We start from the raw sequence: 15,530 nt of genomic DNA, 5'->3' as shown, positions 1-15,530 counted from the left end.
TGCAAATGAAAAAATTTTTAGCCTTATTATCTATGGCATTATTAGTGGTATTTGCGGGCGCGCTCACATACGCTCAGGAAGCACAAAACTCCGATTATCGTATAGCTGTAGGCGATCTTCTTAGAATCGAAGTGCATGGAGAGCCGGATTTTAGTAAAGAGGCTCGCGTAGCTGCCGATGGTACTATCACCTATTCTCCTCTTGGCAATATTGATGTTGCCGGATTTACCGCACGTGAAGTAGAAATAACGCTTGTCGGACTTTTAAAAGAGGGTTATTTCTTAGATCCGAAAGTCAGCGTTTTTATTAAAGAATACGCTAAGGTATACGTTTTGGGTGAGGTTAAAAAGCCAGGGGCTTATGAACTAAAAGCCGGACTTACCGCCGTCGAGGCAATCGCGCTCGCAGGTGGTTTTGGTGAATACGCCGATGGAGATGAAACAAAGATTATGCGAAAAGACGGCGATAAAGATACCGTCATAATCGTTCCGGTGGCAACCATCCTGCAGACCGGCGACAGATCAAAAGACATTATATTAAAACCAAACGATACCATATCGGTGCTTGTAGACCAGAGAGTCAACCCTTTTACTAAAGAATACGCTAAGGTATACGTTTTGGGTGAGGTTAAAAAGCCAGGGGCTTATGAACTAAAAGCCGGACTTACCGCCGTCGAGGCAATCGCGCTCGCAGGTGGTTTCGACGAATACGCCGCGGGAGACGCTACAAAAATAATACGAAAAGACGGCGATAAAAATATCGTTATAGTTGTTCCTATTACTACTATTCTGCATACCGGAAATAAGTCAAAAGACGTACTGTTAAAAGCGAATGATACAATATCTGTTCCAGAATCATTTTTCTGATAATAAACGAGGATTAGCTTGGCATATCCGCAAGAGATGACAATTGATGATATCAAGCATATTTTGAAAAAGCGATGGCTCATAGCCATTGGCTTTTTTTCGACCGCATTAATAGCAACCGCGCTGTATATCTTTGTTGCACCGCCTGTTTACATGGCAACCTCGAGCATTCTTATAGAAAAAACACCACCGAGAATTACTAATATTCAAGACGTCTATCAACCGGATTACAGCGAAACACAATATTATGAAACACAGGCCAAAATCCTGCAATCGTATACCCTGACTGAAATGGTATTTAAACATTTACGGTTGGGTGAAAAAAATATTTTCAATGACACTATGGATCCTATCGAACAGATAAGAAAAAAAATAAGCATAGAGATTGTAAAGAATAGTCACATTGTTCTCATACACGTCGAAAACAATGATCCGCGATTGGCAAGCAATATTGCCAACGCGCTTGCCAATGCCTATATCGAAGAAGATACCAAAGCCCGAACTATGGCGGCGCAGGAAGCCGCTTTAAGGGCGGGGCGTATTTTTAGAGAAGATGTAGAGATTTCGCGAATACGCATTGTCGATCTTGCGAGGCCTCCGCGCGAGCCGATACGCCCAAGACGCCTCATCGATTTTATCGTCGGGTTATTGGCAGGGATATTCCTCGGAGTTTTGGCGGCATTAGGCCTGGAATTCGTCGAATCTACAAAATTCACCGCCGCAGACGCGCGCAATCTCGGTTTTCATTTTCTCGGCTATATCCCATCGGTCAATATCTGGTCGAATTCTGCCTGTGATAAAGAATTGGTCTGTCATAAATATACCGAGTCTGCGGTTTCCGAATCGTTCCGCGTAGCGGCGGCCGCGATACGTTTTTTGACCCATGAGAAGCGTTCACTAAAAAGCCTTCTTATCACTTCTACGATGCCGCGGGAAGGTAAAAGCTTTGTGTCCTCCAATCTAGCGATAACTTTTGCTCGTATGAACGAACGTGTTCTTCTGATAGATATGGATCTGCACCGCGGAGGCCTCCATACAATATTCAACCTTCCTCAAAAACCCGGCATTAGCGAATTTTTAACCGACAAGGCGGCGATAGACAACATTATACGGTCCACTTCAATACCAGGCATATCCCTGATTTCCACCGGGGGCTTCTGCGTAAACCCGGCGGAATTGCTTTACTCGAAAAAGACCGTTTCTTTGATATCATTATTAAAAACAAGATTCGACATTATCCTTTTGGACTCGGCCCCAATGCTCAGCGTTGCCGACACCTCCCTTCTCTCATCTGCTGTCGATGGAATAGTGCTTGTCGTCAATGGCCCGCATACTTCCGTCGGTATGATTCGTGAAACGAAAGATAGAATAATAGAATCGCACGGAACAATAACAGGCATAATAGTCAATAGGGTAATGGACGGGGTTGGAGAATACGGCTATTATGAGAAACGCTGATAACGGCTGTCCCAAGCGCTGTAAGATTGCCGGAAAGTTTGAACAATGCATAAAAAAAAGAGTATTTTTAATATATCCGCACGATACTTCCCTTCACTTATAAACGCCAATATCGCATATCGAATCCCGTTCCTGTATCCTCTCTTGAAAGAGGCGCATTCCTATGCGGCGGTCAACGTAACCGACCGGTGCAATTTCCAGTGCGTTACCTGCGGCGCATGGCACAGTGACGGCGCCGGAGAGCTTACCACAGACGGATGGAAAAACGTATTAAAACAACTTAAAGATAACCGCATATCGAATGTGGTTTTCGCGGGTGGCGAACCGCTTCTACGGAAAGACCTGCCGGAACTCGTAGAAACAGCGAAAAACTTCGGTATGAGCGTCGGACTGATCACAAACGGCTATCTCCTCGATAAGCCTCTGCTCGACACGCTAATAGAGTCAGGTACGAAATTCATAGCCGTATCCGTTGACGGTATAGGAGAAGAGTTCGAATCCGTCCGCGGCATAAAAGGCTCGTATGAAAAAGTGGAAAAAGCGTGCGAGCTTATCGCAAGCAGGATAAATGAAGGAAAGCTTAGGGGCATCATAAGCTTCACGCTTACAAAAAAAACGATAGCTTATCTGCCCTCTGTTTTAGCCTTCCGGGAAAAATTAAATATCCCCATCGGCCTTAATCTTCTCGATTCGACCCCGTATTTTTTCAGAGCGGGGCGGTCATCCATGGAAAGAGACGACTACTGGCCGGATGAAACTACCGTCGCCGAGGCACAACGCATTCTGGTCGAGCAGAAAAACCGTGATCGGGATTCCGTCAATCTTTTATACTCTGAAATCACTTTCATGCGCAATTATTTCGCAAATCCGCGGCAAGAAAAACTTCCCTGCGTTACCTCCCAGAAAAGGTTGTGTATCGATTCGAGGGGAAACGTATTCGGGGGTTGCTGGTCAATGGGAAGACGCGGCAATCTTACCATAAATCCGTTAACGGAAATACTACGCTCGCCCGAATATAAAGCGGCGGAGAGGTGCATGTTCTTCAAAAAATGCCCCGGGTGCGCCTCGGGTATTTCGATAAGCCTGCGCCACTCCCCGATAATACTGTTAAAAGAACTCTTTTACGTCCTGTTCCCTATCCTGCGAAAAAGCATATATCAAATAACGAATCCCGACCGGCGGCTTATGCCGCCCCTGCGGACAGTCACCAGAAACAGCGCATACAATCTTCTCACATTATTACTCCCCGCTCTTTTATTGATATTCGCAACGCCATTTCTCGTTAAAGAATTGGGCCTGGAGCTGTATGGAATATGGGCGATTTGCAGTATATTGCTTGGGTTAGCAGACCTGCTGGATTTTGGACTTAAAATGACGGCTACCGCCTTCATTCCAAAATACATTGCAAAAAAAGACCTGGATGGCCTCAACAGGCACATAAACAGCATCCTGCGTTTTACGGCGTGGCTGGGCGCTCTTTTCTCGATTTTGCTCTTTTTGGCCGCGCCGGTATTAGCATCGCATTTTTTCAACGCCTCCGACCGGCATTACGCCGATTCGTTAAAATCTTTTTATCTACTGGCTCTGGGCGTCCTGCCGACCATCATAGTAAATCTTATGGCCTCTATAGCGATAGGTTTCCAAAGGTTCGATGTTTCAAGCGCTCTTTTAGTGGGTAGGAATGCGCTAAATACCATAGGAGTTGTCGTCATAGTGTCTATAACCAGTGCTTTGGCACCCGCCGTAGAATATTCCGTCATATTGAATTGGTGCTTCGCTTTTATCGGCATCTTTATGCTAAAAAGGGTATTCCCCGGATGGAACATGCGTATTGCGGGCACCCTGCGCGAGCTTAAAGAGATAGCCTCGTTCGGCGGCATTTCCCTCCTCACTAACGTAACGCTTACTGCCATGGGAATATTCGACAGGCTCTTTATCGGCTTCTTTTTGAACGCGGCGGCCGTAACACTATACAGTGTTCCTATGGCCATACTTGGCAAGGGAGAACAGATCATCGTAAGGATTGCCCAGGTCTTCCTGCCTCATTTAAGCGGAGTGGTTGAAAAAGATCTCGACCGGGAAGAAAAAGACTGGAAGAAGATATTCAGGATAGCGCTGGACGCGGAGCTCTTTCTGGCTTTTCTCGCGGCAACCTGGATATTCATTATGGGAGGGCCGGTCTTACGTATATGGATGGGCAATGCTTTCGCGGAAAAAGCGACATGGGTGTTAAAGGGGCTCACCGTCGGTTATTTATTCAGGACGTGCAATATCGTCCCCTCCTTTGTGTTGTTCACTTTAAAAAAACCGTCTGTAAACCTTTGGGCTAACGCGACGGCTGGGCTGACATACCTGGCTCTTATAGCGATGTTTGCCTTAAAGGTGCCGCTCGGTGTTCTCGCTTTTTCATCCGGCGCTTATGTGATATCCTTACTTGTATCGTTCGTGTATCTATCGGGGGATATGAAAAAAAGTTTCATGTGGCATGCCGCGCCTTACATTATAACAAGTGTTCTCATAACTGTATTTACGCGCTTTTTAGCGCCGGGGATTGAAGAGATGGGCGGCGTTTTACCTGTCGCAGGCGTGTCGGCGGGGATATTCATTTTGTACGCCGTCCTTGCCGTAGGGTTCCTTTCGCTCAGGCATGAGCCGTTGCGGCTTAACATGATTTTTCAATTTCTCAAAAAAAATAAGAAGTAATAGGGGCTGTCATGGATAATTATCACTGGTGGTGGGAGGAGACAAGAAGATTGCGTATAGAAAACAACAAGCGCGCTCCCCTCTTGATATGGATAACCCAATCGGTGCCCTTAGACAATGAGGCGGGCCAGACGGTACTTAAAAAATATCTGGCGCTCTTCAGTGTGATTTTTGAAAAAATTATTGTACTTATGCCGGGTGCCGACGGTGCGTCAAACGGTTCACCTGACTGGATCAGCTGGGTTTCCGTCGAACCGGACGGCCGGAAGAAGAAAAATCTCTTTGCGAAAATGTGGGCGGGTTTTCGGATACAGTTAGCCGTGTGTCGAGTCTTGCAAAAATACGATTTAAAAAACGTTAAAATACTCTTCTTCCTGGCGCACATATTCCCCATACCGCATCTTTATGCAAAAATGCGAGGCGCCATTACCATGTTTACTTTTGTCGGAGACGTTTCTCTTATCGCCTCAACTAAATATTCCGGCATCAAGGGCCATTTCCTATCTTCCATACTCGCTATTCTGCAAAAACTCCACTTATGGTTAAGCTCATATATCTTGATAGAACACCCGATAATGGTACAAACTTTCGCAAAAATACTCGATAAACACGCTCCAAAATTGGTTGAGATGCGAAATGTGGTGTATGTCGACCTGTTTCATAAAAAGCTCCCCATAGAAAAACGCGAATTCGACTTATGTTTTGTAGGCCGGCTATCTGTCGAAAAAGGTGTGCCTCAGCTTTTGGATGCTTTTGAAAACTATAATAAAACAACTGCGAAGAAAATAACGATGCTTGTGGTCGGCAGTGGAAACCTTGACAACTTTGTCCGCAATAGAATAAAAAATATTCCTAATGTGTCATTAAAAAGTTGGGCTGGATATAATGACATGCCGGCGATCTTTAATAGTTCCAAAATACTTATTATGCCATCTATAAGCGAAGGGTTGCCCAACGCCGTGCTGGAAGCACTTGCATGCGGGACCCCTGTTATCGCGACCTACGTAGGTGGTATGCCGGGCGTAGTCATACCGGATAAAACAGGTTGGCTTTTAAAAGAAAGCTCATCTGCGTCTATAGAAAACGGCTTGCGCGAAGCATTCTCTTGCAGTAACGAAGTCCTTGAAAAATTTTCCGAGTATTCGGCGCGTTTCATAAGCGAGCGCTATTCTTTTGAAGCAAGTTCGGCACAATTAAGAAAAAACCTTATCGTGCGCGGGATAATATGAAAATTTGCATAATAAGCAACAGGGGCATTTTTTTAGATGAGGGCCAGCGCAACGTAGCAAGCGCATTTGCTTATGAGCTGTCTAAAAAGCATGAGGTTTTGCATTGCAATGTACATGAAGCGGCAACACCCGGCTTTTTTCGCAGAACATTGAAAACTTTTGACCCCGAGATTATGCATATATTCCTCCGGGCAAATTTTAAGACATTCTTATTTGCCCGGATATGCGGGGTATGTCTTCCAAAGTGTAAAATAATCTTTGCCGCGCTCCAGCCGCCTTCGTTACCATTCTTCGGCAGATCACACATGATGAAAGTATTGATGCCCGCCTGCGTAACAGCGTTATCCGCTGATATTGAGGCCGCATTTCACGATGCAGGCGCAAAAACCGCACGGCTTAAAATCGGTGTTAATATTTCGCGTTTCCACGGCGTTTCACAGGAAGAAAAAACGGCACTGCGAAAAAAATACGGTCTGCTCTGCGCCATACCGCTCGTGCTTCATGTGGGACACATCACTACGGGACGGAATCTTGAGGCGCTTTTCCCTCCGGAACCAGTTAAAGCGCCCTATAAAATACTCGTGGTCGCCAGTCCGATTTTCCGGGCGGATACACCTGTCTTAAAACTACTTATTAAAAATGACGCTATAATAATACGGCGCTATTTGCCGAATATCAATGAGCTCTATCAGGCTTCCGATATCTGCGTTTTCCCCACAATAAATCCATCGAGCTCTATTGCGGCCCCGCTTTCGGTTTTTGAAGCAATGGCAACGAATATCCCGGTAATAACATCGCGCTTCGGCGCGCTTCCGGAGTATTTCAACGAAGGCGAAGGCCTGTCATATGTTAACAATCCATCGGAAATCTATGAAAAGATCCGGGAGTCCGTCCTGAATATCGGGAAGGCGCCGGTAAAAACACGGGAAAAAGTAATGTCTCATACCTGGGAAATCGCTTCGAGCGAACTTTTGAAAATATACAATGAGGTTTTGGAATGAAAGGAAAACTTATAGTTATTATGGGCACGGACGGATCAGGGAAATCAACGCTCGCGCATTCTATCGGCAAGATTATCTCCTCACCGGAGGCGCCATACAACGTAATATGGGGCGGTTACGAGCTTTTATTATTGCGTCCGTTCGTCCTTCTGGCAAAACGCATTCTCATGAAAGAATCCTCCCCTCGAGGGGATTATGCTTCATACGACAAAAGTTTGAAAAAAGCCGGCACCAATAAATTTGCCATGTTTCTATATGAAACGGCGGTTCTTTTGGAATATACGCTCGAAATGTTCTTCAAGGTAACGCTCCGGCTCCTTGTTGGGCACGGCGTAATATGTGATCGATACTTTTTTGACACCGTTGTAAATATAGCTTCGAATCGCGGACTCGATGAAAACGCATTTCTGGCAATGCTCAAGCATTGGGCTCGGTTCTTTCCAAACCCGGATATAGTCATATTTGTATCGGTCCCATCGGAGATATCGATGGCCCGCAAAAAAGACATCCCGCATATCGATTATCTCAAGCATAGGCTTTATTATTACAAAACGATGGTTAATAACACGGATATAATTACCATAAACGGGATTGGGCCGGCTTCCGATGTGCTAAAAGAATCGCTCGTAGTAATCAGACAGAAAGGCGGCGTATCATGAATCGCATGATCATCCTGGGATTCGATGGGATGGATAGGGATGTGGCTCACTCCATGATCGGACGTCTGCCGAATATTGCTTCTCTTGGCGCTTCGACCCCGAAGACAGACTTCTCGTCGATCTTTCCTCCGGATACGACGCCGGCTTGGGCCAGCATCTACACCGGCATGAACCCGGCGGAACATGGAGTCATTAATTTCGTTAATGCCGCTGATAAAAACGGCGGTTACCGGCCATTCAAAGTAGAGGATGGGTTTATAATGGGCAAAACATTCTGGGATGAACTGTCGGCTTCGGGCATAGGAGTATGCGTAGTTCTTCCTATGATAGTCTCCCCCGGATGGGTGGTAAAAGGAGGCATGATAACGCGTTCGACCGAGCCGCGGTCAGAAACCACCCCCCTATCGGCATTTCCGCGTAATCTTATCAAAAAGTATTCTCCTGACCCTAAAAAGCTTAATCTTGTCCCCGAGTTTTTCGCAAAATCAAAACTCAAAAAACTTGTCGATACTTTGCGCGCTCGCCTTGCCGAAGAACACAGGCTCGCCCTAACAATGTTCGATAAAGAAGGTTGGCGGTGTTTTTTCGCGTACTATTCGGCATTGGATGAGATCCAGCATGTCTTCTGGCCGTACTATGACAAAAATCATCCTTTATATCCTGGCGCCAATGAATTTGAATCGGTTATACCGGATTTTTACACGGAAGCCGACAGGATGATAGGAGAGTTTGTCTCACGTTGTGAAAAAGATGATGCCATAATGGTATTAAGTGATCATGGCCACGGACCCCGCCCTTCGCAAACGGTCAATATCAATGAATGGCTTAGACATCGGGGATATCTTGCGGTAAAAGAACGTTCGGTGCGAAATACTGAAAAAAACCGTCACTTTAAAAAAATTCTCGGTAGTTTTATCGAACGTTTTGGCGCGGGCGGTATTGTTATGCGATTGGCAAAAAAATTTCCGGTATGGAAACAGATATTCGCTTCAGCAGGCGACATCGACTGGTATAATACCAAAGCGTATGTGTCGGATCTTTCCGCGGTAAAAAATTATAGCTATGGCGGCATCCGTATAAATGATACTGTCAAAACCGAAAAAAACAGGGTCATAGAAGACATTATCGATTCACTCCAAACTTTAAAGGATGAAAAAACCGGCACAAGTGTTGTAAAATGGGTCTTAAGGCGCGAGAAGTTGTATAATGGCCTATATCTGCACAGGTACCCGGAGATACTCTTCGAGCTCGACGAACGTTATGGGGTAGGCTGGGCATGTCATGAGGGGCTTTTCACAAACGAGCCGGGCATTTTCCAGCTTAAACCGGGCGCACATAGACGCCGGACGCCCATCTTATTTACGAAAAACATTTCGGAAAACCTTTTTAAAGAACAAATGACCCTGACGGATATCGCTCCTATTATAAAAAAATCGTTCGGCATATAAATATAGCCGAGGGGAAAATGGCGCAAAAAAATATACTTATATGGGAAGTCCTGCCTTTTTTGGGAGGAGGACAGCGGGTCTCTTTGCAAATAGGCCTGGCGCTCCAAAAAACCGGTAATTATAATGTTGAGTATGTTATCCCGGGGGACGGGGATCTTTCGGATGCGTTGAGGTCACACGGATTCAGATATCACATCCTGCCGGTAAATAATTATTCGCTAGTCACTAAGAATATTTTTGATTATTTTAAATTCGCCTTTGACTCTTTCCGGACGGTTGGCGCTTTTTATGGTATTTTGAGAAAAAGCCGCGTGGATCTGATTTATATAAACGGTTCACGGGCTTTTATATGGGGAGCCATCGCCGGACAATTATTATCCATACCTGTTATCTGGCACATCCATAACCCGTTCCGTGATAAATTCGTTACGCGACTGTTAGGATGGTTTGGGTCATTACCCGCCGTAAAAAAAACGATATTCGTTTCCTATGATATCTCTAAGACATTACCGCGGCTACATAGTAAAGCCGTGGTAATCTATAACGGCATTGACATATCGCGGTTCACGGGCGTAAACGATGCCGGCATCAGGAAAGAGTTTGACATAAAACTTGCCGATAAAATAATCACATCCATCGGTATAATCCAACCGGAAAAACATCAGGACACTATTATCCGCGCTTTTGCTATGGTGGTCAAAAAATATCCGGATGCGCGGCTATTCTTGGCGGGCCGTACTCGCAAAGAATATATTGCATATATGAACGAACTCTCGCGTCTCGCCGAAGCTTCGGGTGCCGTTGAAAAAATTAAATTTTTAGGTGAAAGGTCTGATATACCGGCCATATTAAAAGTGAGCGCGCTTTCGGTCGTAGCTGGACAGGAAGGTTTTTCGCTCGCTCTTTTGGAGAGCGGCGCAGTGGGGATCCCGGTAATAGGCCCGGACATAAGCGGCGCGGCTGAGCTGATCGCACAAAGCAATGGCGGCGAAACATTCAGATATAAGGATCATATATCTTTATCCGATACGATCGTTAAAATATTACAGGATCCTGTGCTGTTTCAAACATACGCGCAAAACGGACTGCGATTTGCGAAATTACATACCACCGAAATATTTTCTGAAAAAATAATTCATGAGATAGAGAGGGTTTTGAATGGCTGATCTTTCGCAATTCTTCGCGCAGTTCTATATTCTTGCGCTGGTCATAACGGCGTTTCTTATGATAGCCGTCCTTGCGCTTTTCTTCACGAGAGGGTATGGTTTCGCCAACGCGCTTATCCCACTAAACGGTATCCAGCGTTACAGCCTCGCTATCGGCTTTGCCCTGAAACCATACCTGATCTTCAGTATCCTCCTCTTCGGAAGAATGTTATTGATCAAAGACCTGCGGCAAAGAATAAATCGCGTCCTGACTATCGCCAGGCCAGGCATAATACCGCTGATCGGACTCATGGCTTCATTTCTTATATCAGGGATTTTTACGGGGAACTCGACAGAGTCGATCCGCAATTACCTTTTGATCGCCTGGCATCTGGCAATTGTCGCCGCTTATCTCGTATACATCCAGGAAGAAAAAGATATCGCGTTGACAAATCGCGTTATTACAATCACCGGTGTGGCATACGCTATTATCGGGATCTCGTCATTCACTTTATTCATGAGTGGTTTGACGAAAATTGCTTCCGGCAGAGAAGACGCCGGCATGTTATATCTTTACTCCACAGATATCGTAGCCCGATTGCGCGCTTTTGAATGGGATTCACTCGCCTATGGTAATTATATATTACCTCTTCTTTTTTGTATCATTGGGATAACGCTTTCGCGCATAATTAAAGGGCAAAAATCGGTATATTATATATGCGCGTCTCTACTACTGGTTGCTCATCTCGTTCTCACGTTTTCCCGCGGGATAGCTTTCAGTTTTTTGGCCGGCATATTGTTTTTGACATTGCACATACCGCAAAAAATCATTAAACGACTGATTGGTTTGCGCTCTATTCTTTTAATCACCCTTTTTTCAGCGGCTTTTATCCCTTTCCTCGGATTTATAATAAAGGGGTTTACTTATCGAAGCGCATTCATGGCAAGTCGCGGCACTTTATGGAATCAGAGTTACGATCTAATGTCGCGTCACATCTGGTGGGGCGTAGGGCAAGGCCGTATTACCGAATATATTACAAAGCAGGCTCATAATAGCTGGTTCGAATTAGGCGCAGAAAACGGTATATTTGCGCTTATCTTTGCGATATGGTTTTTCGGGGTAACGATTTATAGAGGCTCTTCCGCGGCAAAATGGCTTTTGGCGCGATCGGATCCGCGAGGATTCATTGTTCTCGGATTTACAACCGGCCTTTTTGCTATGACTATAATGCTATTTTTCATAAGTGATTTCTTTAAGATATACTTCTGGCTACAGGCAGGGCTCGTCGGACTTGTCACCGCTGTTTATCGGCCGGAAAAGGAGGCGATCCCATGAAAATACTACTGCTGAATCCTCCTTTCAAAACAGAACTTGGCAGATTTTCGAGATCGTCGCGCAGTCCGGCTATCGCAAAAAGCGGAACGCTTTACTATCCCATATGGCTCGCATACGCGACAGGCGTACTTGAAAAAGCCGGCCATGAAGTAAAATTAATAGATGCCTGCGCGTACAAATATGACCGGCCAAAAACAGTCGAGCTCGCATTAAAATTCCAACCACGGCTTATAGTAATCGATACGAGCACACCGAGTATTTATAATGACATAGAAGTCGGCGCGTTGCTTAAAGACGCTCTTCCGAAAAGCGTGATAGTCCTGGTAGGAACGCATCCAAGCGCGCTGGCGGAAGAAACGCTTCGTTTGAATAAAAAAATTGATGCGATTGCGCATGGCGAATATGACTATACGCTACGTGACCTCGCCGGCGCTTTAAGCCACGAATCCGGGATGGCAGGAATTGCGGGGATTATTTACAGACAGGGTGAGATAATAATTAAAAATCAAAACCGCCCTTTCATAGAAAATCTCGACGACCTGCCGTTCGTAAGCGCCGTTTATAAAAAACATCTCGATGTGAGAAAATATTTTTTCTCGGCGGGGTTGTACCCTATGGTAATGACAATGGCGGGCCGAGGTTGCCCTCACCGCTGTTTCTTCTGTGTATATCCTCAGACATTCCACGGCCACTGCTACCGACTCAGAAGCGCCGATAATGTAACAGCAGAATTTGAATATATCATTAAGGATATGCCTGAAGTAAAAGCTGTAGGTATTGAAGATGATACTTTCACCAGCGACGTTGGGCGGGCACGCAGGATATGCGAACTCTTGATAAAAAAGGGCACGGCGCAACGCATAAGCTGGTGGGCTAACGTGCGCGTAGACCTGGATTTTGAAACGATGAAACTTCTAAAAGCGGCCGGTTGCAGAATAGTCATACCCGGCTTCGAAAGCGGCTCGCAGAAGATCCTTGATAATATGAAAAAAGGGATCAAGCTCGAGCAGTCGCTCGCATTTGCGCGAAATGCGAAAAAGGCCGGCCTTCTCGTCCACGGCTGTTTCATGGTCGGCAATCCGGGGGAAACGCGGCGGACGATGCTCGAAACGCTTAAGTTCGCGATAAAACTGGGGCTCGACACCGCCCAGTTCTTCCCGCTCATCCCCTATCCCGGGACTGAAGCATATGCCTGGTCGAAGGCAGGTGGTTTTTTAAAAGAGACCGGATATGATAAATGGTTAACCACCGAAGGATATCATAAGGCGCTCGTCGGCAGTGCGGACCTCACCGCCGCGGAGATAACCGCGTTCTGCGATTATGCCCGTAGAAAATATTATTTGCGGCCGGGGTATATATGGTATAAATTAAAACAGTGCCTATTTAGCGGCGCGGAGGCAAGGCGGACATTCAGATCATTAAAAACGTTCGCCAAATACCTGCTAAAACAGGAATTAAAACAAAAGCCATTATGAAAATATCTTTCATAATTCTTACATGGAACAGCGCAAATTATATCGCCCGGTGTCTCGAGTCGATCTTCGGGAAATGCGCCGCCGAAAATATCGATTACGAGGTTATCGTCATAGACAACGGCTCGAAAGACGGGACGGGCCTTATTCTGACACATTATGCCACGAGTATAACGAAGATATCGCTCGACAGAAATATGGGCACCACCAGAACCCGCAACCTCGGCTTAAAACATGCGACAGGCGATATAATATGTTTTCTCGATTCGGACACCGAGATATTAAAAGGAAGCCTTTCGGAAGCGTGCCGGTTATTATTATCCGATGAGCGTATAGGCATATTAGCCCCGCGGCTTATTATGCCTGACGGAAGCGTACAGCAATCGGTAAAACGCTTCCCTTCTCTATGGAATAAACTCTGTAAACTTAAGTCAATACTGGGGTCGGGCAAGGCAGGCATATGCGAATATTATACGTCGCTACCGGCCGATACCGCCGTTACGGTAGACAGTGCGATATCGGCGTGCTGGTTCTTCAAAAAAAGCCTTACGGATCTGATAGGGTTGCTGGATGAACGCATATTCTATGCGCCTGAGGATATCGATTACTGCCTCAGGTCGTGGAAAGCAGGAAAGGGCGTCATATACTATCCACGACTTGAAATTTTGCACCATACTCAGCAAATAAATCATGTGAAACCATTCAACGCCCTCTCCCTTTCTCATCTGGCGGGCCTTTTATACTATTTCGCGAAACACCGTTACATCATCCACCCCCCGGCTTTCGGCGAGTGGAACAAACTTGATAAGGGAAAATCCTGATACTATGAAAATAAAAAATACCGTCGGAAAAGAATATTTTAGCGGAATAGTTTTTGCCGGGGACCTGCTTGTTATGTATTGCTCGGACATATTCGCCTTATTCTTAAGATTCGGCCCGGAATTTCGTCAAACAAAAGATTTTACCTATTACACACAAATCGCCCTCTTCACGATTCTGGCTAGGGCGCTTTTTCTATACATCCTCGGAACTTATAGAAAACCGGAATATAAGGGCACTTTTATTGCTTTTACATATATCATAAAGGCAATAATACTTGGTTTCTTCGCCATAATGACCCTGGCATATTTCCTGGAGACATACAGGTTTTCACGCCTCGCCGCTATATACGCAGGACTTTTAAGCATTGTGTTTTTGGGTTTCTGGCGTTACGCCGCCGCGCATATCGTGAGATTATTTATGGATAAGGATTTTTTAAAAGCAAATCTGCTTATAATAGGCGCGGATGACGACTCGGAACAGGCGCTATTCACACTTCTGCATGAGGTCGCCGAGATAAACAATATTGTCGGATTCGTCCGGTGCGACGATAAAGAAAGGGGTGTCAACCTAACTCAGTTTCCGGTTGTGGGAACGCTTAAAGACATAGAAACTATAGCGAACCGGTATCCTGTTGATAAAGTTTTTATCGCTACGGACAATCTTTCCGACACCAATCTCGAAAATATACTTTCCGCTTTTCGTACAAAAAAGAATGTCGTCTTCTTCGCATCTGCCGATACCCAGCAAAGGGTGACAACGCTTTTTGGGGCTCCTTTTGATTTTTTTATCGCCCGCAACCGCATACCTACCTGGTATCCAATGGTAAACAGGCTCATAGATATAGCGCTATCGCTTATTCTTTTGTCGATAACACTCCCGTTAATTCTTATTTCTGCCGTTATTATAAAACTGACTTCGAGAGGGCCTGTTTTTTACTATGATAAGAGGGTCGGCTACAAAGGCAGGATATTTATCATGTATAAACTACGAACAATGACCGGCAAAGCACGTATAGAAGGATGGACCAAACCCGGGAACGCCCGGATAACACCTGTCGGCCGTATTTTAAGGCATTTCAGGATAGACGAATTGCCACAGCTTATAAATGTCATTTTCAACGATATGAGCACAGTCGGGCCGCGGCCGGAAACCCGCTATTACACCAATATCCTGTTAAAAAAATTGCCTCATTACGCGGAAAGGCTAAATGCAAAACCGGGAATCACGGGATGGGCGCAAGTGAATATGGGATACGCCTCTACTATAATGGAGAGCCGGCGAAAACTTTTCTATGATATCTATTACGTCCGCAACAGATCTATAACGCTTGACCTTCTGATACTTCTGAAGACGATAAAAACCGTAATTATGGGTATAGGGGCGAGATGATT

Annotated in this window: 12 protein-coding genes; all 12 read left to right on the top strand. The window is 45.5% G+C overall.

Annotation, left to right across the window (positions count from 1 at the left end; translation table 11 throughout):
* Positions 1-5: 5 nt before the first annotated feature.
* The 12 genes from PHS46_06085 (at position 6) to PHS46_06030 (ending at position 15,528) form a co-directional block, all read left to right on the top strand.
* Positions 6-866 carry a polysaccharide export protein gene (locus tag PHS46_06085; protein MDD3906078.1) on the top strand — a complete coding sequence of 287 codons (861 nt, stop codon included), beginning with the start codon at positions 6-8 and terminating at the stop codon, positions 864-866.
* Between the two features lie 342 nt (positions 867-1,208).
* Positions 1,209-2,324, top strand: coding sequence for a polysaccharide biosynthesis tyrosine autokinase (locus tag PHS46_06080; protein ID MDD3906077.1), 1,116 nt, complete (start codon positions 1,209-1,211; stop codon positions 2,322-2,324).
* A gap of 45 nt (positions 2,325-2,369) precedes the next feature.
* A complete protein-coding gene (locus PHS46_06075) occupies positions 2,370-5,027 on the top strand; it encodes a radical SAM protein (protein ID MDD3906076.1) in 2,658 nt (885 codons plus the stop codon).
* An 11-nt stretch (positions 5,028-5,038) separates the two neighbouring features.
* The gene (locus PHS46_06070; GenBank protein MDD3906075.1) at positions 5,039-6,256 is read left to right on the top strand and encodes a glycosyltransferase family 4 protein; all 1,218 of its coding nucleotides are present in this window, start codon (positions 5,039-5,041) and stop codon (positions 6,254-6,256) included.
* Positions 6,253-7,257, top strand: a complete 1,005-nt coding sequence (locus tag PHS46_06065; protein ID MDD3906074.1) for a glycosyltransferase — start codon at positions 6,253-6,255, stop codon at positions 7,255-7,257. Before PHS46_06070 ends, PHS46_06065 begins: the two co-directional genes overlap by 4 nt.
* Entirely contained in the window at positions 7,254-7,916 is a 663-nt protein-coding gene (locus PHS46_06060) for a hypothetical protein (GenBank protein MDD3906073.1), read from the top strand. Before PHS46_06065 ends, PHS46_06060 begins: the two co-directional genes overlap by 4 nt.
* Entirely contained in the window at positions 7,913-9,364 is a 1,452-nt protein-coding gene (locus tag PHS46_06055) for an alkaline phosphatase family protein (protein ID MDD3906072.1), read from the top strand. Before PHS46_06060 ends, PHS46_06055 begins: the two co-directional genes overlap by 4 nt.
* Positions 9,365-9,381: 17 nt before the next feature.
* Positions 9,382-10,530 carry a glycosyltransferase family 4 protein gene (locus tag PHS46_06050; protein MDD3906071.1) on the top strand — a complete coding sequence of 383 codons (1,149 nt, stop codon included), beginning with the start codon at positions 9,382-9,384 and terminating at the stop codon, positions 10,528-10,530.
* Positions 10,523-11,845, top strand: a complete 1,323-nt coding sequence (locus PHS46_06045) for an O-antigen ligase family protein (protein MDD3906070.1) — start codon at positions 10,523-10,525, stop codon at positions 11,843-11,845. Before PHS46_06050 ends, PHS46_06045 begins: the two co-directional genes overlap by 8 nt.
* A complete protein-coding gene (locus PHS46_06040) occupies positions 11,842-13,320 on the top strand; it encodes a radical SAM protein (protein MDD3906069.1) in 1,479 nt (492 codons plus the stop codon). Before PHS46_06045 ends, PHS46_06040 begins: the two co-directional genes overlap by 4 nt.
* Positions 13,317-14,138, top strand: a complete 822-nt coding sequence (locus PHS46_06035) for a glycosyltransferase family 2 protein (protein ID MDD3906068.1) — start codon at positions 13,317-13,319, stop codon at positions 14,136-14,138. The genes PHS46_06040 and PHS46_06035 overlap by 4 nt, the downstream gene beginning before the upstream one ends.
* A 4-nt stretch (positions 14,139-14,142) precedes the next feature.
* Positions 14,143-15,528: a sugar transferase gene (locus tag PHS46_06030; GenBank protein MDD3906067.1), complete on the top strand. Its 1,386-nt coding sequence runs from the start codon at positions 14,143-14,145 to the stop codon at positions 15,526-15,528.
* The last annotated feature ends 2 nt before the right edge of the window (positions 15,529-15,530 follow it).

The organism is Candidatus Omnitrophota bacterium, from assembly GCA_028699255.1.
Lineage (GTDB): Bacteria > Omnitrophota > Gorgyraeia > 2-01-FULL-45-10 > 2-01-FULL-45-10 > FEN-1322.
The sequence above is the reverse complement of the archived record's forward strand: the minus strand, read 5'-3'. Positions and strand labels throughout refer to the sequence as shown.

Coding starts and splice junctions, on each gene's coding strand:
- PHS46_06050 (MDD3906071.1), top strand. CDS start 9,382: ATGGCGCAAAAAAATATACTTATATGGGAAGTCCTGCCTTTTTTGGGA.
- PHS46_06060 (MDD3906073.1), top strand. CDS start 7,254: ATGAAAGGAAAACTTATAGTTATTATGGGCACGGACGGATCAGGGAAA.
- PHS46_06045 (MDD3906070.1), top strand. CDS start 10,523: ATGGCTGATCTTTCGCAATTCTTCGCGCAGTTCTATATTCTTGCGCTG.
- PHS46_06055 (MDD3906072.1), top strand. CDS start 7,913: ATGAATCGCATGATCATCCTGGGATTCGATGGGATGGATAGGGATGTG.
- PHS46_06080 (MDD3906077.1), top strand. CDS start 1,209: ATGGATCCTATCGAACAGATAAGAAAAAAAATAAGCATAGAGATTGTA.
- PHS46_06035 (MDD3906068.1), top strand. CDS start 13,317: ATGAAAATATCTTTCATAATTCTTACATGGAACAGCGCAAATTATATC.
- PHS46_06040 (MDD3906069.1), top strand. CDS start 11,842: ATGAAAATACTACTGCTGAATCCTCCTTTCAAAACAGAACTTGGCAGA.
- PHS46_06075 (MDD3906076.1), top strand. CDS start 2,370: ATGCATAAAAAAAAGAGTATTTTTAATATATCCGCACGATACTTCCCT.
- PHS46_06070 (MDD3906075.1), top strand. CDS start 5,039: ATGGATAATTATCACTGGTGGTGGGAGGAGACAAGAAGATTGCGTATA.
- PHS46_06085 (MDD3906078.1), top strand. CDS start 6: ATGAAAAAATTTTTAGCCTTATTATCTATGGCATTATTAGTGGTATTT.
- PHS46_06065 (MDD3906074.1), top strand. CDS start 6,253: ATGAAAATTTGCATAATAAGCAACAGGGGCATTTTTTTAGATGAGGGC.
- PHS46_06030 (MDD3906067.1), top strand. CDS start 14,143: ATGAAAATAAAAAATACCGTCGGAAAAGAATATTTTAGCGGAATAGTT.